This is a genomic window from Candidatus Methanoprimaticola sp. MG2 (assembly GCF_047501175.1).
Classification (GTDB): Archaea; Thermoplasmatota; Thermoplasmata; order Methanomassiliicoccales; family Methanomethylophilaceae; genus Methanoprimaticola.
Window position 1 is genome coordinate 155,628 of the sequence record NZ_JBEQWH010000003.1, and the last position, 18,588, is coordinate 174,215.

The 18,588-nt window shown below is 58.5% G+C and carries 13 protein-coding genes and 1 pseudogene; 7 read left to right on the plus strand and 7 right to left on the minus strand.

All coding sequences use genetic code 11. From position 1 onward, the window contains the following. The first annotated feature begins 39 nt into the window (after nucleotides 1-39). Nucleotides 40-1,464, plus strand: a complete 1,425-nt coding sequence (locus V5D86_RS03295) for an ATP-binding protein (protein ID WP_414595273.1) — start codon at nucleotides 40-42, stop codon at nucleotides 1,462-1,464. 2 nt (nucleotides 1,465-1,466) lie between these two features. On the opposite strand, the gene V5D86_RS03300 is transcribed toward V5D86_RS03295, so the two are convergent. From V5D86_RS03300 to cobI, 4 genes are read right to left on the minus strand one after another with little or no spacing between them, the layout of a single operon-like run. Further along, nucleotides 1,467-2,108, minus strand: a complete 642-nt coding sequence (locus tag V5D86_RS03300; RefSeq protein ID WP_414595274.1) for a precorrin-8X methylmutase — start codon at nucleotides 2,106-2,108, stop codon at nucleotides 1,467-1,469. Nucleotides 2,109-2,114: 6 nt separating this feature from the next. After that, nucleotides 2,115-2,855, minus strand: a complete 741-nt coding sequence (gene cobJ / locus V5D86_RS03305) for a precorrin-3B C(17)-methyltransferase (protein WP_414595275.1) — start codon at nucleotides 2,853-2,855, stop codon at nucleotides 2,115-2,117. A 5-nt stretch (nucleotides 2,856-2,860) separates the two neighbouring features. After that, nucleotides 2,861-3,616 (minus strand): precorrin-4 C(11)-methyltransferase, encoded by a 756-nt coding sequence (gene cobM / locus V5D86_RS03310; protein WP_414595276.1) that lies wholly within the window; start codon nucleotides 3,614-3,616, stop codon nucleotides 2,861-2,863. Further along, on the minus strand, nucleotides 3,613-4,329 hold the full coding sequence (cobI, locus tag V5D86_RS03315; protein ID WP_414595277.1) for a precorrin-2 C(20)-methyltransferase: 717 nt from the start codon (nucleotides 4,327-4,329) through the stop codon (nucleotides 3,613-3,615). The genes cobM and cobI overlap by 4 nt, the downstream gene beginning before the upstream one ends. An 86-nt stretch (nucleotides 4,330-4,415) precedes the next feature. Between cobI and cbiD the strand changes: the two genes are divergently transcribed. Genes cbiD through V5D86_RS03335 form a run of 4 tightly spaced genes read left to right on the plus strand, consistent with a single transcriptional unit; the run spans nucleotide 4,416 to nucleotide 9,917 of the window. Further along, a complete protein-coding gene (cbiD, locus tag V5D86_RS03320; RefSeq protein WP_414595278.1) occupies nucleotides 4,416-5,564 on the plus strand; it encodes a cobalt-precorrin-5B (C(1))-methyltransferase CbiD in 1,149 nt (382 codons plus the stop codon). Further along, nucleotides 5,561-6,586 carry a cobalt-precorrin 5A hydrolase gene (locus V5D86_RS03325; protein WP_414595279.1) on the plus strand — a complete coding sequence of 342 codons (1,026 nt, stop codon included), beginning with the start codon at nucleotides 5,561-5,563 and terminating at the stop codon, nucleotides 6,584-6,586. The genes cbiD and V5D86_RS03325 overlap by 4 nt, the downstream gene beginning before the upstream one ends. Further along, the gene (gene cbiE, locus V5D86_RS03330) at nucleotides 6,583-8,559 is read left to right on the plus strand and encodes a precorrin-6y C5,15-methyltransferase (decarboxylating) subunit CbiE (protein WP_414595280.1); all 1,977 of its coding nucleotides are present in this window, start codon (nucleotides 6,583-6,585) and stop codon (nucleotides 8,557-8,559) included. Before V5D86_RS03325 ends, cbiE begins: the two co-directional genes overlap by 4 nt. Beyond that, the gene (locus tag V5D86_RS03335; protein WP_414595281.1) at nucleotides 8,556-9,917 is read left to right on the plus strand and encodes a cobyrinate a,c-diamide synthase; all 1,362 of its coding nucleotides are present in this window, start codon (nucleotides 8,556-8,558) and stop codon (nucleotides 9,915-9,917) included. The genes cbiE and V5D86_RS03335 overlap by 4 nt, the downstream gene beginning before the upstream one ends. A gap of 83 nt (nucleotides 9,918-10,000) precedes the next feature. Here V5D86_RS03335 and V5D86_RS03340 read toward each other — a convergent pair whose 3' ends face one another. Together V5D86_RS03340 and V5D86_RS03345 are read right to left on the minus strand one after the other, a co-directional pair. Further along, nucleotides 10,001-10,684, minus strand: a complete 684-nt coding sequence (locus V5D86_RS03340; protein ID WP_414595356.1) for an ATP-binding protein — start codon at nucleotides 10,682-10,684, stop codon at nucleotides 10,001-10,003. 183 nt (nucleotides 10,685-10,867) lie between these two features. Next, nucleotides 10,868-11,260 (minus strand): annotated as a pseudogene (locus V5D86_RS03345) (AAA family ATPase); the annotation flags it as partial. Between the two features lie 315 nt (nucleotides 11,261-11,575). Between V5D86_RS03345 and V5D86_RS03350 the strand changes: the two are divergent. After that, nucleotides 11,576-12,901 (plus strand): ATP-binding protein, encoded by a 1,326-nt coding sequence (locus V5D86_RS03350; RefSeq protein ID WP_414595282.1) that lies wholly within the window; start codon nucleotides 11,576-11,578, stop codon nucleotides 12,899-12,901. A 113-nt stretch (nucleotides 12,902-13,014) separates the two neighbouring features. Next, nucleotides 13,015-14,376 carry an ATP-binding protein gene (locus V5D86_RS03355; protein WP_414595283.1) on the plus strand — a complete coding sequence of 454 codons (1,362 nt, stop codon included), beginning with the start codon at nucleotides 13,015-13,017 and terminating at the stop codon, nucleotides 14,374-14,376. 180 nt (nucleotides 14,377-14,556) lie between these two features. On the opposite strand, the gene V5D86_RS03360 is transcribed toward V5D86_RS03355, so the two are convergent. Further along, nucleotides 14,557-18,453 (minus strand): beta strand repeat-containing protein, encoded by a 3,897-nt coding sequence (locus V5D86_RS03360; RefSeq protein ID WP_414595284.1) that lies wholly within the window; start codon nucleotides 18,451-18,453, stop codon nucleotides 14,557-14,559. Nucleotides 18,454-18,588 lie beyond the last annotated feature (135 nt).

Below are 18,588 nucleotides of genomic sequence, written 5' to 3' on the forward strand. Positions count from 1 at the left end.
AAAAGAAATTAATATATAATATTATGTACATTTAATATTATGAAGCTCATTTTTAAAGATAATCTATGTCTTAACAGAGAAGATGAGCACTTTGAGGCTAAATCGGCTCAAAAAGGGATTCCCGAATCCCTCTGGGAAAGCTATTCCGCATTCGCCAACACCGAAGGCGGAACCATAGTACTCGGACTGGACGAGAACGACGACGGCAGTCTCACAATCTCCGGAGTGAAGAATGCGAGTCAGATCGAAAGCGAACTGTGGAATTCCCTGAACAATCCTCAGAAAGTGAACAAGAACGTCCTGAGATCAAAGGACATAAGGGTAGAAAGAGTCGGGGGCAGGGATCTCATCGTAATGGATGTCCCTGCAGCCAAACTGTATGAGAGGCCGATATTCTTCAAGAACATAGGCCATACGTTCAAACGCAACGGTTCAGGGGACTATAGATGCACCAGCGATGAGATCGGTAGCATGTTCAGGGATTCCTCCACGGACTCGTTCGACATGACTCCCGTACGTTTTGCCGTGATGGAGGACCTGGATCAAGACTCGATATCAGAGTATACCAACCTGATGAAACTGTACTATCCCGGTAGCCCGTGGCTGAGATACCCTCAGGATGATTTCCTTCGTACGATCGGGGCCGCCAGGGTGATGGAAGGAAAGCTGTTGCCCACTTTGGCCGGGATACTCATGTTCGGAAGGTTCGATGTCATACGTCTCGAGCTTCCCAACTACTCATTCGATTATTTCGAGTACGAGAGAGGCGATGATGAATGGACCTTCAGAAGGAGCAGCGGATCCCCCATGTGGAGCGGAAACCTGTTCGACTTCTACACCACCGTCATCAACCGCCTCTCGTTGCAGATCAAGAAGGACTTCAAAGTACCGGACGGGATCGCACGTGATGAGGACACCGAACTGAATCGTGCGACACGCGAAGCCGTGACCAATGCGGTCGTCAATGCGGACTACGGCGGACGCAGAGGCGTGAAGGTCCAACTGCACCCGGACAGACTGATCGTGGAGAACCCCGGCCTGTTCCGCATACCGGTCAGGATAGCCGAGGAGGGAGGTGTGAGCGACCCGAGGAACAAGGCACTGATGCAGATGTTCACATACATCTCACGCGCAGAGAGGGCCGGCACAGGCGTCAGAAGGATGATCGAGGCATGCAGGAACACGGGTCTCGAGGAACCAACCTTCGAACAGACCATGGACCCGGAGACCACCGTTGTCACGATAAGGTTCGATCCGGAGCTTCCGACGGCAACCGAGACCGGGGTGCTGATACTGGACCTCATAGAGGAGAATCCGAAGATGACGGCCAGGGCCATGTCGGACAGGCTGGACATCCCCTTCAGCCGCGTGGTGAAGGAGATCGACCTCCTGAAGTCGTCCGGGAGGTTGGAAAGGGTTGGAGGGTCCAGGGGCGTCTGGGTCGTCCCGGACCCTCGGGGCTGACATCAGCCCTTGTAGTAGATCATTGAGTTGCAGATGGTGGCGGCTATGTTGGAACCGCCCTTCCTGCCCTTGGGGACGATGTACGGGATCCCATGCCTGTCCAGGACCTCCATCAGCATCTCCTTGGCCTCCACGACGTTCACGAACCCGACGGGCGCCCCGATGACGAGGGCGGGCCTCATGGAACCGTCCTCGATGAGCTCGCAGATCCTGACCAGGGCCGTGGGGGCGTTGCCGATGGCGAAGACCACGGGCTTCCCCTTGGCGACCTCCGCACCGCGCTCCATGGAGACGGTGGCGCGGGTGGTCCCGCGCTTCTTGGCCTCCGCGACCACGTCGTCGTCGCTGATGTAGCAGTGGACCTGCCCGCCGTACGACCCGAGCTTGGCCTTGTTGATCCCGGCCGCGGCCATCTTGGTGTCCGTCACGATGTCCGCGCCCTCGCGCATGACCCTGACGCCGATCTCCGCCGCGTCCTCGGAGAACACCAGGTTGTCGGCGTAGTCGAAGTCCGCCGACGTGTGGATGCATCTGCGGACCACGGAGAACGTGGGCTCCGGCCAGGTGCGGCCGTCGAGCTCCGACACGATGATCTCCATGCTGCGCGTCTCTATGTCCTCCGGTTTCACTATCGTTATGCTCATTGTGTATCACTCCTCGATTCTGTATCCTCTGGGTGTGATGATGCGGCCGTTGGAGATGTATGTCTGCGAGTTGCCCACGATGACAATGCAGAACATGTCCACGTCCGCAGGATCCAGGTCGCCTAATGTGGTGACCTTGCTCGACTGGTCCACACGGCCGGCGTTCCTTACGATGCCGACCGGCGTGGTCGCCGGGCGCTTCTTCAAAAGGATTTGGCGAGCCTGCTCGAGATATTCCGTGCGAGTCTTGCTCTTAGGGTTGTAGATGCATGTGATGAAGTCCCCCTCGGCGGCCATCTCGACCCTCTTCATGATGAGGTCGAGAGGGGTCATGAGGTCGGAGAGGCTGACGATGACGAGGTCGTGCATCAGGGGCGCCCCGAGTATGGACGCCGCGGACGATGCCGCGGTTATCCCTGGAACGGTATCGATCTCTATGTCCGCGCCCATCTCGTCGGCGAGCTGGTAGATGATCCCCGCCATGCCGTATATCCCGGAGTCCCCGGAGGAGACCATGGCGACGTCCTTCCCGGACATCGCATCCTCGATCGCCATCCTGCAGCGCTCGACCTCCTTCATCATCCCGGTGGCCTTGTACTCCTTGTCGGGGAAGATCGGCTTGAGGAGGTTGATGTACGTCGTGTAGCCGGTGACGATGTCGGCGTTCTCTATCGTGCGTGCGGCGCGGAAGGTCATGTCGTCCTTTCCGCCGGGTCCGAACCCGACCACGTGAAGCTTTCCTGTCATGTCGGTCACTCCTTCCCCTTGCGGAACTCGGTGGTGAAATGCTTGTCGTAGAGCTTGGACAGCTCGTAGTCGTCCCCGAGGCAGTCCCCGACGACGGTCAGGGCGGTCTTCTTGATGCCGTTGTCCTTGACCTTCTGGGCGATGTCCGCCAATGTCCCGCGGAGGATGATCTGGTCGGGCCATGATGCCTTGTACACCACCCCGACGGGGGTGGTGGGCTCGTACCCTCCGGCCTCCAGCTGCTCCACCATCTCCTCCATGAACCCGATGGACAGGAAGATGACCATGGTGGCATGATGCCTCGCCAGGTCAGTGAGCTTCTCGCCCTCGGGCATGGGGGTCCTGCCCTCCATCCTCGTGAATATGACGGTCTGACTCTTGGAGGGCATCGTGTACTCCGCCTTGAGTGCGGCGGCGGTCGCGAACGCGGACGACACCCCCGGGATGACCTCGTACGTGATGCCGAGCTCGTCGAGCCTGTCCATCTGCTCCCTGTGGGCCCCGTAGATCGCAGGGTCCCCGGTGTGCACGCGGACGACCTTCTTCCCCTCGGCCTCGGCCTCGGACATGACCTTTATGACCTCGTCGAGGTCCATCAGGGCGCTGTTGTAGATCGCGGCGCTCTCCTTGTGGCCCTCCAGGACCCCCGGGTTGACCAGCGATCCCGCGTAGATGATCACGTCCGCGCTGTCGATGAGTCTCCTTCCTTTGATGGTGATGAGCTCCGGGTCCCCGGGGCCTGCTCCGATGAACGATATCATATGTCCTTGCCTCCCTTGTTCTTCTTGATTATGACAGTGGTGAAGTACCCGTACCTGCGGTCGACGTCCATCGGACCGATGTACTGGTCCTCCATGCCGACGTTGCTGACGACCGTGGCCCCGTCCCTGGGGACGCCCAGCGCATCCATCTCCTCCGCTATGAGGGGCATGGACTTGAACGCCTTCATGACCACGATGTTGTCGAAGTTCTCCAGCGCGTTGTGGAGGAGCTTCGAGTTCTCCTTGGCGACGGGCACGACGGCCAGGCCCTCGTTCCCGATCATGAGCGGGATCTCCGCCAGGGCCGCACCGTGGCAGAAGGACGGGATCCCGGGGATGACCTCGGTCTCGTAACCGCGGGAGGCGATCTCGCTGTCGATGTACATGTAGGTGCTGTATACCCCGACATCGCCGAGGGTGACCATCGCGATGTCCTCCCCGTTGTCGAGGAGCATGCACATCTTGTCCATGGCCTCGGCCCTGCACCTCTCCCTGACGGAATCGTCCGGGTCCATGCTGAACAGGAACTCCTCGATGCTCTTCTCAGATACGTCGACGACCTGCCTGATGATGTCGAATGCCGTGCTTCCCTCTCCGGCCTTGCGGACAGGATATGCGATTATCCCGCATTTGTCGAGGATCTCCTTCGCCTTCAGGGTCAGAAGTCCCGGGTCCCCGGGACCGACCCCGATGCCGTACAGCTTGCCTGCCATTATCGAACACGCTTCCTATGGTTCCGCGTTATGGACGAAATATAATTTAATGGATTGGTTTATCCATCCAACAGTGAGGAGACAGAATGAGCCAAGATGCCGGACCCGACGAGATGTTCATCTTCGTGAACAACAGACGCCTGAGACGCGGACACACGACGGGGACGTGCGCTGCCGCGGCATCCAAGGGCGCCGCCCTGGCCCTGTTGGGGGAGGCGGTCCCCTCGGTGAGGATAACCACTCCGAAGGGCATCACCCTGGACCTGCCGATAGAGGACCTGAGGGTCACCGATGACGAGGCGTCCTGCGCCGTCAGGAAGGACGGAGGGGACGACATCGATGCGACCAGCGGGACGCTGGTCTACTCCACCGTGTCCAGGATCGAGTCCGGCATAGAGGTGGACGGCGGGACCGGCGTCGGGAGGGTCACCAGGAAGGGGCTCGACCAGCCGCCCGGGAACGCCGCGATCAACCGCGTCCCCAGGTCGATGATCAGGGAGGCCCTCGAGGACGTCTCCGCCTCGCTTGGGTACACCGGGGGGCTGAGGGCGGTCATATCCGTCCCCGAGGGGATGGAGATCGCGAGGAAGACGTTCAACCCACGCCTGGGGATCGTGGACGGCATCTCCATCCTTGGCACCAGCGGGATAGTCGAGCCCATGAGCGAGACCGCGCTCATCGACACCGTGAGGACCGAGATGAGGATGAGGGTCGCCAACGGGGCCGGGACCCTGCTCGTGGTCCCCGGGAACTACGGGAAGGACTTCTCCGAGGGGATCGACGGCATAGACCCGGAGTTCGCCGTCAAGTGCAGCAACTTCGTGGGCGAGATGCTCGACTGCGCGGTGGAGCTCGGGGTGGACATCGTGCTGGTGTCCAACCTGGGGAAGATGGTGAAGCTCGCCGGGGGCATAATGAACACGCATTCCAGGAACGCCGATGCGAGGATGGAGATCCTGGCATCCAACGGGGCCATGGCCGGCGCCTCCCTGGACTGCATCAAAGAGGTCATGGGCTGCATATCGACGGACGATGCGCTGGAGGTGCTGGACCGCGAGGGGCTCATACCGAAGGTCTCCGAGATCATGATGGGGAAGATAGAGTTCCACATGAACCACCGCACCGGGGGAGCGATCCGCGTCGGGGCGGTGATGTTCTCGTCGGTCTACGGGCTGCTGGGGAAGACGTCGCTGGCGGACGAGCTCCTCGACAGGGTCAGGGAGGAGTCCCAATGAGGATCAGGGCGGTGGCGTTCTCCGCCAACGGGTGCTCCACGGCGCTGAGGCTGAGGGAGTCGCTGGACGAGGACGTGGAGCTGTTCTGCAAGACGTCCTCGGACACCATGGGCATCAGAAGGGTAGAGGGTCCCATGAAGGAGTGGGTCAAGGCGGCGTTCACCGAATGCGACGCCATCGTCTTCGTAGGCGCCCTGGGGATAGCGGTCCGCTACATCGCGCCCTTCATAAAGAGCAAGACCACCGACCCCGCGGTGGTCGTGATGGACGAGCACGCGAGATGGACCATCGCCCTGCTGTCCGGACACATCGGCGGCTGCAACGAGCTGACCGAGAGGATCGCGGAGCGCATGGGGTCCGAGGCGGTGGTGACCACCGCGACGGACCTGAACGGGAAGTTCTCGGTGGACACGTTCGCGGAGCACAACGGGATGAGGATATCCAGCATGAAGGTGGCCAAGGACGTGTCCGCACGCGTCCTGGACGGGAGGTTCGTGGGGTTCTGCTCCGACATCCCGATATCCGGGGAGCTCCCGGAGGGCATAGTCCTCGCTGACGATGGGGCGTTCGGGGTGTGCGTATCCGCGGACCCCGGGAAGAGGCCGTTCGACACCACGCTCAACCTGGTGCCCATGGACATCATCCTGGGCATCGGGTGCAGGCGCGACACCGACCCTGACAAGATGGAGTCGTTCATAGAGTGGACGCTGAGGGAGAACGGGATCGCCAGGGAGAGGGTACTCGCGATAGCCAGCATCGACCTGAAGAAGGACGAGCAGGCCATACTGAGGCTCGCAAAGAAGCTGGAGGTTCAGGCGCTGTTCTACACCGCGGACGAGCTGAACTCTGTCAAGGGGGAGTTCTCCAAGTCCGATTTCGTCACGAAGATAACCACGGTGGACTGCGTCTGCGAACGCTCGGCGGTCAAGGCCGGCGGCGAACGGTTCATAAAGCGCAAGACCGCGGAGGACGGCATGACCGTCGCGATCTGCTCCAAAGATGTGGGGGCGAGGTTCCTTTGACCGGGGTTTTCGTGTTCTCCGGCACGACCGAGGGGCGTGCCATATCCGGATACCTGCACTCCCGCGGGATCCCCGTCCATGTTCGCGTCGCGACGGAGTACGGCGCGGTGGTTATGGAGGACGACGACGTGGACGTCCAGGTCGGCAGCTGCGGAGGCGCCGACGGCATCGCCGACACCGTATCGAGGAACGGATACTCGCTGGTCATAGATGCCACCCACCCGTACGCCAGGAGGATCTCCGAGCACATCCGCGAGGGATGCGCCAAGGCGGGGGTCGAATGCATCCGCCTCCTGAGGGACGGCGGAAGGGTGCCGGACGACGTGGTCGAGGTGCGTTCCGTGAAGGACGCGGTCGACTTCCTGAAGGGGACCGAGGGCAACATCCTCGCCTCCACGGGGTCCAACGAGCTCCCCCTCTACGCGGGGATTCCGGGCGACCGCGTGACCGCGCGCGTCCTCTCCACCAGGGCGTCCATGGACAAGGCCCTGGACCTCGGGTTCGAGGGAAGGAACCTGATCTGCGCCCAGGGCCCGTTCACCGAGGAGGAGAACTACGCCGCGCTGGTCCGTTCCGACGCGAAGTGGCTGGTCACCAAGGACTCCGGCACCATCGGCGGGTTCCAGGAGAAGGTGAGCGCCGCGCGCCGTGCAGGCGCGAGGATAGTATTGATAAGCAAACCCGAGGAATCAGGGTACAGCTTCGATGAGGTAGTGAAGATGGTCGACGACAGGCTCGGATTGGAACACATTGGCACGGACGCACCCGCAGGCAGGAGGAAGGTGACCCTCATAGGCATCGGGATGGGCCCGGGGGACCTGACCCAGCGCGCGCTGGGGGCGCTGAACGGTGCGGACCTGGTCATCGGAGCGAAGAGGATGCTGGAGTCGGTGGACTGTTCCGGGAAGGAGACCCTGACCGAATACAGGGCCGACAGGATCGCGGAGTACCTGGACGGGGACACGTGTGCCCGGAACATCGCCTGCCTCATGTCCGGCGACACCGGCTTCTACAGCGGGGCCAAACAGATACTGGCTCGCCTGGACGGGTCCAAGTACGACATCCAGGTGGAGTGCGGGATCTCGTCCATCGTGTACCTGGCGTCGAAGCTGGGGGACACCTGGCAGGACGCGTACCTCACCAGCGCCCACGGCAGGGACTCCAACCTCGTCGGTCTCGCGAACACCCATGCTAAGGTCTTCACGCTGCTGTCCGGACAGGACACGGTTCACGGGATGTGCTCCCTATTCAAGGATTACGGCATGGACGTCACCATCGCCGTCGGTCAGGACTTCGGGTACCCCACCGAGAGGGTCGTGAAGGGGACCCCCGATGAGCTCCTGGGGATGGAGTTCGGGGACCTCTGCGTGGCCATGATATTCAACCCCGCCCCCGATAGGCGCAACCCCATCGGGATACCCGACGAATGCTTCACCCGCGGGGACGCGCCCATGACGAAATCCGAGGTCCGCGCGCTGTCCGTGGCGAAGCTGAAGCTGACGGACGATTCCGTCGTGTACGACATCGGGGCCGGCACCGGCTCCGTGTCCATAGAGATGGCCCTCACCGCCGTGAACGGGAAGGTGTACGCCATCGAGAAGGAGGACGTCGCCGCGGACCTCATCGAGGTCAACAAGCGCACGTTCAAGACACCCAACGTGGAGGTCGTGAGGGGACTGGCCCCCGAAGCCATGAGAGACCTCCCGCTTCCGACGCACGCGTTCATAGGCGGGTCGTCCGGGAACCTGAAGGAGATCGTGAAGTGCCTCCTGTCCAAGAACCCGGACGTCAGGATCGCCATCAACTCGGTCACCATCGAGACCATGGCGGAGACCGCCCAGACGATCAAGGAGCTGGACCTCGTGGAGGAGGAGATCGTGAGCGTCAGCGTCGCCAGGTCCAAGAGGATCGGCGGATACCACCTGATGTTCGGGCAGAACCCCGTGTACATCGCGGTGGTGAGGGGGAGATGAGCCTTCCGAGGTTCATGATTGCCGCTCCCGCCAGCGGCAGCGGGAAGACGCTGGTCACCTGCGGGCTCCTGCAGGCGCTCGTGAACAGGGGCCTGAAGGTCGCCTCGTTCAAGTGCGGGCCGGACTACATAGACCCGATGTTCCACTCCCGCGTGATCGGCACCAGGTCGAAGAACCTGGACGCGTACTTCGTCGAGGAGGACACCCTCAGGTACCTGTTCGGCCGCACCGCCGAGCAGTGCGACATATCCGTCGTCGAGGGGGTCATGGGATTCTACGACGGGGTGTCGTTCGACGGGACGGACGCCAGCTCCTATGACGTCTCGAACAAGCTGGGCATCCCGGTGGTGCTCCTGGTGAACTGCCGCGGCGCGTCGATATCATCGCTCGCCGTGCTCAAGGGGTTCAAGGAGTTCAGGGAGAACAACATCCGCGGCGTGATATTCAACCAGATGTCCAAGAAGGTCTACGATGCGGTCGCCCCCCTGGTGAGGGAGATGGGCATCGAACCGTTCGGGTACGTGCCGAAGGTCACCGACCTCGTGCTGGAGAGCAGGCACCTGGGGCTCGTGCTCCCCGGGGAGATAGATGCCCTGAAGGAGAAGCTCAACAGGCTGGCCGAGGTCCTGGAGGACTCGCTGGACATAAGTTCCATCATATCCATGGCGGACGGCGCCCCGGACCTGCACTACGAGGCCCCGGACGTGGGTCGCATCGAGGGTAATGTGAGGATCGGCCTGGCCGACGACGACGCCTTCTGCTTCACGTACGAGGACAACGTGGAGCTCCTGGAGAGATGCGGCGCGGAGATCGTGAGGTTCTCGCCGATGCGCGACGAGAGGCTCCCGGACGTGGACGGCATCGTGCTGTCCGGAGGCTACCCCGAGCTCCACGGTGCGGAGCTGGAGGCGAACGTCTCCATGCTGGACGACATCAGACGGAAGGTGACCGACGGCCTCCCATGCGTCGCGGAGTGCGGCGGGTTCATGTACCTCCACGAGAGGATGGAGGACAGGGACGGCGTCGAGAGGAGGATGTGCGGCGTGATCCCCGGGAGGACATGGAACTCCGGGAAGCTGTGCAGGTTCGGGTACGTCACGCTCAGCCCGGTGACCTCCGAGGGGGTTACGCGGGGACCGCTGACCGTCAAGGGCCACGAGTTCCACTACTGGGACAGCGAGTGCAACGGCGACGACTGGGAGGCGACGAAGCGCGGGAACTCATACAGGTGCATCAACGACAACGGCACGATGATCGCCGGATACCCGCACCTCTACTACTACTCAAACCCGGAGATGGCGCTGAGGTTCGTCGAGAGGTGCAGGGAGCACAGAGACTCGCGGCAGGACCGACCGTGAAGACCGGGCATGCGCCCGGCATCGGTCTCATTTCTTTTACTCGATCATCATTCGACGCGATCCCATACAACGGTCGTTTCCGGTCAGGGACCGAGGCACGTTATCGGTACGACCCAGACGCCATCGTCCCTTCTATACGCGGTGCCGACGGATGTCAGCACCATCAGGAAGGACGGCTCCCCGAGTGCCTCGGTATTGACGCGGTCCCTGAGTCTCAACAGGTTCCTGGCCCCGCTCTCGATGCCGTCCACTCCGAGCTTGACCTCCACGGGAGCCCACCTGCCGTCCTTCAGATGGATGACGGCATCCGCCTCTAGGCCGGAGCTGTCCCTATAATGGAACAGTTCCCCACCGATCGGTTGGGAGTATATGCGCAGGTCCCTGTCGCAAAGGGACTCGAAGTAGAACCCGGCGGTCCTGAGGTCTGAGAGCAGTCCATCCACATCGAGGCCCATGGCGGCGATGGCGAGTGACGGGTCGGAGAACTGCTTCTTCGCTGATGTACGAATGGCTGTGGCCGAACGCACAGAGGGGTTCCATGCCTCGATGTCCTCGGTGACGAATATCTTGGAGAGGGCACCCAGATAGCTCTTGACGGTCTTGTCCGATATCGAACCGCTGTCCCCGATGACATCTGCCACGATGGTGGAGATCTTCACAGGAGTGGAGATGTTGCGGGCGAGGGACCTCAGGACCTTCCGTACCGAGGAAGAATCGTATTTAACACCATCTGCACGAGATACTTCGCTTTCTACTATCGCATCCACGTAACCCTCTGCGTACGTACCATCATCGATATCGTTGATGATAGCAAAAGGCCACCCTCCACGGACCATTGCCCGAAAAATATCCCTGACAGTGAGATCCGATGATGCGAACCCCGATACTTTTCCATCAAATAAATCCTTCATTGACACTTTTCCATTGGACTCTCCTGATTCGAATAGGCTCATTGGCCTCATAGTCACACGTGCAATTCTCCCAACACCCGTATGATGGTATGTCTCCTCAGGAGGTACAGACGATCCCGTTAGTATAAACTGTCCCGTGATTCCTCTCTCATCTATCACATCCCTTACAGCATCCCAAATCTGAGGAGCGGCCTGCCACTCATCGATAAGGCGGGGACTCTCTCCAGGAAGGATATCACGCGGAGATGTACGAGCCAACTCTAGGGTTCCAGGGTTTCTGGTATCGATAATATGAACCATGCTATTGGAAAATCTCTTTGCAGTACTAGTTTTTCCACAACCTTTAGCACCTTGGATTAATATTGCTCCAAACGACTTCATCCGCTTTTCAACATACGAATCTATGACGCGAGGACGATACTCAGAACCCATAGATGGTCATCACCGAAGATGAATATGAATATTTCCAATATTAGTGGATGTTTATTTCCGATAATATTAGAACTTTATTTCCGATATTATTGGAAATTGATTTCTGATATTATTGGAATATGAGGAACAAAAATAGTGAATGTACTCACCATTAACAGATACAGATCATTTTCGACCTCATCTATGATGATAAGATATCGTGTCCTGCCTTGACCTCCCCCAATAAAGATGAACAGTCAGGAGTGATTTTCATCACTGTTTCGTTATTGATATCTTGATAATAACCATAATATCGTCGATATCGCATCCTTCATCATGCTCCGCAGGAAGGTCCTGAAGAGACTACGGCAATGGAGACATGACAAAGACGGCAAATGTCTCCTGATAAAAGGTCCCCGTCAGATCGGGAAGACCTTCATAGTGGAGCAGTTCGGGAAGGAATACGAGAGTTTCGTGAAGATCGACTTCATCACAAACCCTTCCTACAAGAGGGTCTTCGAAGGTGATCTCGATGTGGACACGATCGTCAGGATGATCTCCGCATTTGACAAGGATGTGAGATTCATCCCCGGGAGGACCCTGCTCTTCTTCGACGAGGTGCAGGAGTGTCCCCGCGCCCGCACATCCCTGAAGCCTTTCGCCATCGACGGTAGATACGATGTCATAGCGGCCGGATCCTTCACAGGGGTGCACATCAAAGGTTCCCTGAACGCCCCAGTCCCCGTGGGGTACGAGAGGGAGCTCCGCATGAACTCACTGGACTTCGAGGAGTACCTATGGGCAATCGGGATGGATCCCGCATTCATCGATGACGTCCGTCGCCGCATACGCGACCTTGACGGACTGGGTCCCGCCGTGTATGACCTCATGTCCGCACACTTCAGGGACTACATGGTGGTCGGAGGGATGCCCAGAGCCGTGTCCAAGTTCGTGTCCGATGGCATCTACAGCACGGCATGGGAAGAGAACAGGAACATCCTGAGAAGCTGCATCGATGACATCGAGAGGTACGTCACCGGTCCGAACATGAGCAAGACGAAGGCATGCTTCGAATCCGTCCCCCGGCAGCTTGCGAAACCGAACAGGAGGTTCGTATATGCCGACCTGGACCCCGATGACCCGAATGCCGCCAGGAAGTATGAGGGAAACCTACTATGGCTAAGGGATGCCAACGTAGTGACGTACTGCAACAGGCTGAACCAACCCCTGGTCCCTCTGAGTGCGAACGTCGACGAGAAGGCGTTCAAGGTCTATATGCACGACATCGGACTGCTGACCGCTTCATACGAATACGACCTGGTGTCCAGGATCGTCGCTCCGGAGTCCGATGCATACATCGGAGCGATAGTGGAGAATTGCATCTCGGCATGCATCGAGAGGCTGGGACGCACCCCATACTATTTCGAGAAGAAGGGAAAGTTCGAGATCGATTTCGTCACGATGGTCCATGGCGATGTCGCGGCCATAGAGGTGAAGTCCGGGAACAACAGGACGTCCCTGTCACTGGACAGGCTGGAATCTTACGGGCACCATGTGGACAGGAGGATCAAACTGGAGAACTCCGACATCATGCTGGACGATGACGGCGTGGAGCACTATCCTCTGTTCTGCGCGGGATTCCTGGACGACATGCATCCATGAGGTTCGGATTTTCTATTTCTAGTAAACTCACTACTTTTAGAATTCTATTTCTAGTAAATACACTACTTTTAGAATTCTAAAAGTAGTTAAACCTCTAGGAGGATGACAGCTCCATGGAAAGGAAGATGATGCAGACCCTCCTGGAATGGAAAGCGGATCCTCTGAGGAAGGCACTCCTCATCAAGGGTGCGCGCCAGGTCGGCAAGACGTACATCGTCACCGAGTTCGGGAAGAGGCACTACAGGAACTTCCTGAGACTGGACCTACTGAAGGAGAGGAACCGGTCCATCTTCGACGTCCCCTCTGTTGACAGGATCATGATGCTCATAACCACCGCATATCCCGACTTCGTGCCGGAGAAGGGGGAGACCCTGCTGTTCCTGGACGAGATACAGCAGTGTCCCAATGCGGAGATGGCCATGAAGGACCTCGTCCTAGACGGCAGGATGGACGTCATCGGATCGGGATCTCTGCTCGGACTGCACTACAATCCGCCCGAGTCCTACCCGGTAGGGTCCGTCCGCGAGGTGATGATGCATCCGATGGACTTCGAAGAATACCTATGGGCGTTGGGGGTGTCCAAGGACAACACGGACATCATAAGGGACCACGTGTCCCGCAAAGAGCCCTTCGACCCTGTGTTCTACAGGATAATGCACGACTACTTCCGTCAGTACCTTGTGGTCGGGGGGATGCCCGAACCCGTCAAGGTCTCCGTGGAGACCGGCGTCATGGGCAAGGTGATCGAGGCGCAGGAGATGCTGATAAGCGGATACCGGAACGACATCTACTCGTACTCGGAGGACGACATAAAGAACGAGGTCCGCAGGATATTCGACCTGGTGCCGTACGAGCTGTCGAGGTCCAACAAGCGCCTGATGTTCACAAACATAGAGGACAAGGGGAACGTGGGGCTCCGCGAGTACAGGGAGCCGATAGACTGGCTGGAGGGTTCGTGGTTCGTCAACACGGTCCCCAGGCTGAGGGCGGTGGCGAGGCCCCTGAGGAAGAACATCAATCCCTCCATGTTCAAGATGTACCTCCTGGACACGGGGATACTGGTGCAGATGCTCGGGGACGAGACGAGGAACGCCATGATGGACGACGACCTCTCGGTGAACGAGGGGGCGGTGGCGGAGAACGTGGTCTGCTCCATGCTCGTGAAGAACGGGATCTCCCCATACTACTACGAGAAGAACAAGGAGATGGAGATCGACTTCATCGCCGTCGTGGGTGCGGACCTGTGCGCCATAGAGGTGAAGTCCGGTAAGAACAGGAAGGCCGCGTCCCTGAAGAAGCTGATGACCTCGGACGAGGGGAAGCAGATACAGAGGTGGATCAAGTTCGAGTACGGGAACATCATGGTCTCGCAGGACGGTGTGGAGCACTATCCCCTGTTCTGCGCATCGTTCGTGGATGCCATCTGTCCGAAGAGGGGGATCGGGCTGAGGAATGCAGGGAAGGACGGGCTCTGAACCCGACGTATATCGAACAGTGTAAGGGGCCTCCCCGGATGATCGCCGGGGAGGCCGTGTTTCTCTGACTTCAGGTTGTTGGATGGTGGTCTCCTCTCGGAGGGCGGAGGCCCTTGCGGACCTCCTGTGTTTCCTGTTCAGGTGATTGGTTGGATCTCTCGCTCGATCGTTCGTTTACGATCAGCTCCTCATGAGCCTCATGGCAACGATGATGGCCATGACGACGATGAGGACGACGAGGATGATCAGCAGGTAGTCGGTGATTCCCATGCCGGACTCTGCGGGTGCATCGGGGGAGTCGGGAACGTATCCGGACTTCTCGAGACCACTGATCTGGACGTTGTACACGATCGGATCGAAGGAATCTTCAGAATCCTTGGGGGTTCCGGATGTGGTGAACGCGTTGCCGGAGATGGTATCGCCGTTAACCTTGAAGGCAGCGGTTCCGGTCCATCCGTTGGTGAGGTCGTAGGTGATCTTGTGCTCGCCGGCGGCGACCATCAGGAAGTATCCCTGAACAAACTGTTCGCTCACATCCCCAATGGTTCCCTTCTGCATCAGGTTTCCATCGATATAGACGTTGGCGATTCCCTCGTTGGCGTAGACAAAGACCTTGTAAACATCGGTCTTGATAATCGCATCGACGACCTTCCAGTCATCCGCTCCGACGTGTGCAACACCGGTGGCCTTGTCTCCCTTGGCGTTCTCCCATCCTCCGAACCATGCGTTCTCGACGGGTGCCTTCTTGACAGCGTCAACATCGACTGCGTTGGACTGCGCATAGACGGTCATCCAGAGTGCTCCGTCGACATTGTACTGGGTGCTGTACATCTTGTCGAGGACGGTCTGGGTCTCAGTACTGACGTTGGAACCAGCAACAACGAATGCCTTGGAGGTCACGTTGACAGGACCGTTGATAGTGGCGACTGCACCAGTGGTGGTCTCCTTCCTGCTGTCCATTCCGACGTCGAGGGTGATGACGTTGACGGTTCCCTGTGCGGTGGTGTCGGTCGCTGCTGCGACATCGAGGACTCCGCCCTCGAGAATGGAAAGGACCGCATCGGTCACGTTAACGTTCAGGACCTTGTTGGATTCTACGGAAACGGTTCCGGCGACCTTCAGGGTCTTGAAGGTAGCTCCCTCAGCGACGAGGGTCGCTCCGGAGGCGACGGTGAAGGGCGTGGTCGTGCTAAGGGTGGAGGGAGCGACAAGGCTTCCAGCGGCGAGGGTGACGGCAGCGTCAACCTCTCCGACACCCTCTGAAAGGGAACCAGTGACGATAGGCTCGTCATCGGTGTTGAATCCGGCAGTGAAGCCAGACACGTCGACGAAAGTGACGGTAGCTCCGCCAACCACGACAGACCCGTTGAAGGTTCCGATGACATCGAAAGTGGCGTCAACGATCGTCACACTGTTGGCAGTGACGACGGTGTCTATGGCGACTCCGCCTGCAGGGACATTGTTGACCTGCTTGTTGCTGACCTCGATCTCATCGCAGTCATCGGTTCCGGTGAATGCGATGTCTCCGAGTGTGATGGGTCCGTTGAGGACGATCTTGTCAGAGATCTTGTCGATGACGGCAATCGCCTTGTCGACAGGAGAGACAGCTGCCCAATCGGTATCATAGGTGTAGTATGCACCATAGATAGGTGCTCCGGCGATGAGGCTGGAGTAACCGTCACCGGCGACAGCGGTGCTGTTGTCGTACTTGAGGCCACTCGTAGCTACATCAAGACTGACGAGCATGTAGCCGTTGACGACGATCGCACTGGACCTCTTCGCATCCGCTCCTCCCTCGACTGCATCGAGATCCATGGCGGAGGTTCCGAACATGGTCTCGGCGAGCACATCGAGCTCGGTCATGAGGGTTCCGTCGATGGTCAGGGTGACTCCGTCATCGAGGACGATGGAGACGGCATCGGCGGGAACGTACAGGGTGACTCCCTCGGGGATGGTCAGACTCTGGGTGATCTCGACGTTTCCAGTCTCCTTGGTGACGGTGATCGTCTGTCCGGCAGAGGAGTTCTGGATTGCGGTGAAGATGTTGGTGTATGTCCTCTTCCCGTTCTCGGCCTCATCCTCGACGGTGACGTCGGAGACGGTGTCCCTGGTCAGGTCGTTGGTCTTGTCCTCGAAGGTGAGGGTTCCGTTGACGATGACCTGCTCGGACGCGGACCTCATGGTCGCGGTCTTGGCGAAGGTGACGGTGACGGCCCTCCCCTCCTCGGTGGTGGTTCCGACGGTGAGGGTGTTGGTGTCAGCGCTGCTGTCGAAGATGACGGCGACACCTGCGGGAACGGTAACGTTCTCCTTGATGGTGATCTTGCCCATGACCTCGACAATCTTGTCCGCGGTGTTGCCCTCGACAGTGACGGCGTCCACAGCGGATGCGAATGCGGAATAGTTCTTGGTCGTGGACTCGTTGTCACCGGTTCCGGTGGTAATCTCGTAATAGGCTGCGTTGACGACCCCTCCGGTGATTCCGTTGAGAGTGGTGATAAGTCCAGTGACGGTGATCTCTCCGCCGTTAGCAATCGTAGCGGATCCCTTGACGAGGTTGGACACGGTTCCGGAGACATCGATAACTCCTGCGGTAACCATGCGGAGATACTTCCCAATGGTGAGCTCATCAGTGATCTCGACTCCGCCTACAAACTTATACTTGGAGTCGGAACTGGTGCTGGTCACACCTCCCATCATTCCCATATCGGCACCGACCACGCTGACAGTATCATCAGCACTTGCACCGACATCCTTGGTATAGGACACGGTGGTGGAAGCAGAACCGCTGACATCCATCTTGTTCGTGTACTGGGTCGCCTTCTCTCCTCCGATGGTGATGGTCTTCGAAGAGATGGACTCGGTAATCACAAGCTTCCCTGTGAATGCCGCACTATCGAGTGTTGCAGCACCGGTAACCTCGAGGGACGCTCCGTCAATCACGAAGTAATTGGCATTCTCGTCCTTGATCTTCATGGCAGTGTTCCCATCTCCGGATTTGCCGGCCTTAAGGATCGCCCCCTTATCCGTGACCTGAATGTAATTCCAGTCAGGACTGACTTCAGTTCCAGAGTTAACGAACTTGAAGGAATCGATGTTCAGGACCGCGCCATTGGCATACATCCCGATCTGGACCTCTCCGTTCCCAGCTGCCTCGGCCTTGGAATTGTCGATAGTGATTACTCCCTTGTTGACGATCACTGCGTCATCGAAGGATCCGTTGACGGTGAGATCGCCGTAAACGGTCATGATTCCCTCGTCCTTGAAGATCGCTCCGGTCTTGGAGACGGTCATCGATCCTACGACCGCGAAGCCGTCCACATAGTTGCCGTACAGACCATCGATAGGTGTGCAGACGAGATCGAGCTTCCCATCGAGGTTGAAGGTCCCGTCGATGGTGGCGGATGCCTTGTAATTCTTGGAATTAGCGATCTTCCCGATCTGAAGGGTCGCGTCCTTGGCAACGGTGACGGTTCCATCGACATCGAGGATCGCATCGTTGGATCCGTCTCCGGCTCCGGCAATGATGAGGGTTCCCTCGACGACGAGGGTTCCGTAGACCGTCAGCTTTCCGTTGATCGTGATCTCATTGGCCTTGGAGATGGTCCAGGTCTTCCCCTCGGGAATGACGAGCTCCTGGAGTGCTCCGTAGGTCCTGCTTCCGGAGGTCTTTCCGGAGATCTCCTCGACGCTCATCGTCCCGGTGATCGTCGCGGTGGACACCTTACATCCGACATCTCCGTTGGTGTTGACGAAGGATCCTCCTCCGATAATCTCAGCGTTCTCCCCATAAATAGCTCCAGTGTTCTCGAAAGTTGCATTGGGAGCAATGACATAATTTCCAGCAGCACCAGTCGTGGTGGTTTCTGCAGTGAGGTAGAGCTCTCCCGCATTGGTGAACTCAGTAATCCTCTTACTTGAAACATCTTCCACGGTCAGAGCACTGAGGTACATGACGCCATTATTGATGACGTAGTTTCTTATCGCGTCATCAGAGGAACCAACAACAGTGATTTCATCGTTGATGGAGGTAGATTTTCCGAAGGTTCCGTTGTTCTCGAAAATCCCTGAAACCACGATAATCCCGCCATAAACGGTTCCCTCGTTCGTGAATTTGGATCCTGCATTGACAGTAATAGTCTTCTCATTCAGATTCAGTTCCACTCCCTCTGGAAGAGTGAAGTTTTCTGCGATATCGAAATCAACCCCTGC

What these genes read in the sequence shown, in the direction of transcription:
- V5D86_RS03295 (WP_414595273.1), top strand. Translation starts at nt 40, where the DNA reads ATGAAGCTCATTTTTAAAGATAATCTATGTCTTAACAGAGAAGATGAG.
- V5D86_RS03300 (WP_414595274.1), bottom strand. Translation starts at nt 2,108, where the DNA reads ATGAGCATAACGATAGTGAAACCGGAGGACATAGAGACGCGCAGCATG.
- cobJ (WP_414595275.1), bottom strand. Translation starts at nt 2,855, where the DNA reads ATGACAGGAAAGCTTCACGTGGTCGGGTTCGGACCCGGCGGAAAGGAC.
- cobM (WP_414595276.1), bottom strand. Translation starts at nt 3,616, where the DNA reads ATGATATCGTTCATCGGAGCAGGCCCCGGGGACCCGGAGCTCATCACC.
- cobI (WP_414595277.1), bottom strand. Translation starts at nt 4,329, where the DNA reads ATGGCAGGCAAGCTGTACGGCATCGGGGTCGGTCCCGGGGACCCGGGA.
- cbiD (WP_414595278.1), top strand. Translation starts at nt 4,416, where the DNA reads ATGAGCCAAGATGCCGGACCCGACGAGATGTTCATCTTCGTGAACAAC.
- V5D86_RS03325 (WP_414595279.1), top strand. Translation starts at nt 5,561, where the DNA reads ATGAGGATCAGGGCGGTGGCGTTCTCCGCCAACGGGTGCTCCACGGCG.
- V5D86_RS03335 (WP_414595281.1), top strand. Translation starts at nt 8,556, where the DNA reads ATGAGCCTTCCGAGGTTCATGATTGCCGCTCCCGCCAGCGGCAGCGGG.
- V5D86_RS03350 (WP_414595282.1), top strand. Translation starts at nt 11,576, where the DNA reads ATGCTCCGCAGGAAGGTCCTGAAGAGACTACGGCAATGGAGACATGAC.
- V5D86_RS03355 (WP_414595283.1), top strand. Translation starts at nt 13,015, where the DNA reads ATGGAAAGGAAGATGATGCAGACCCTCCTGGAATGGAAAGCGGATCCT.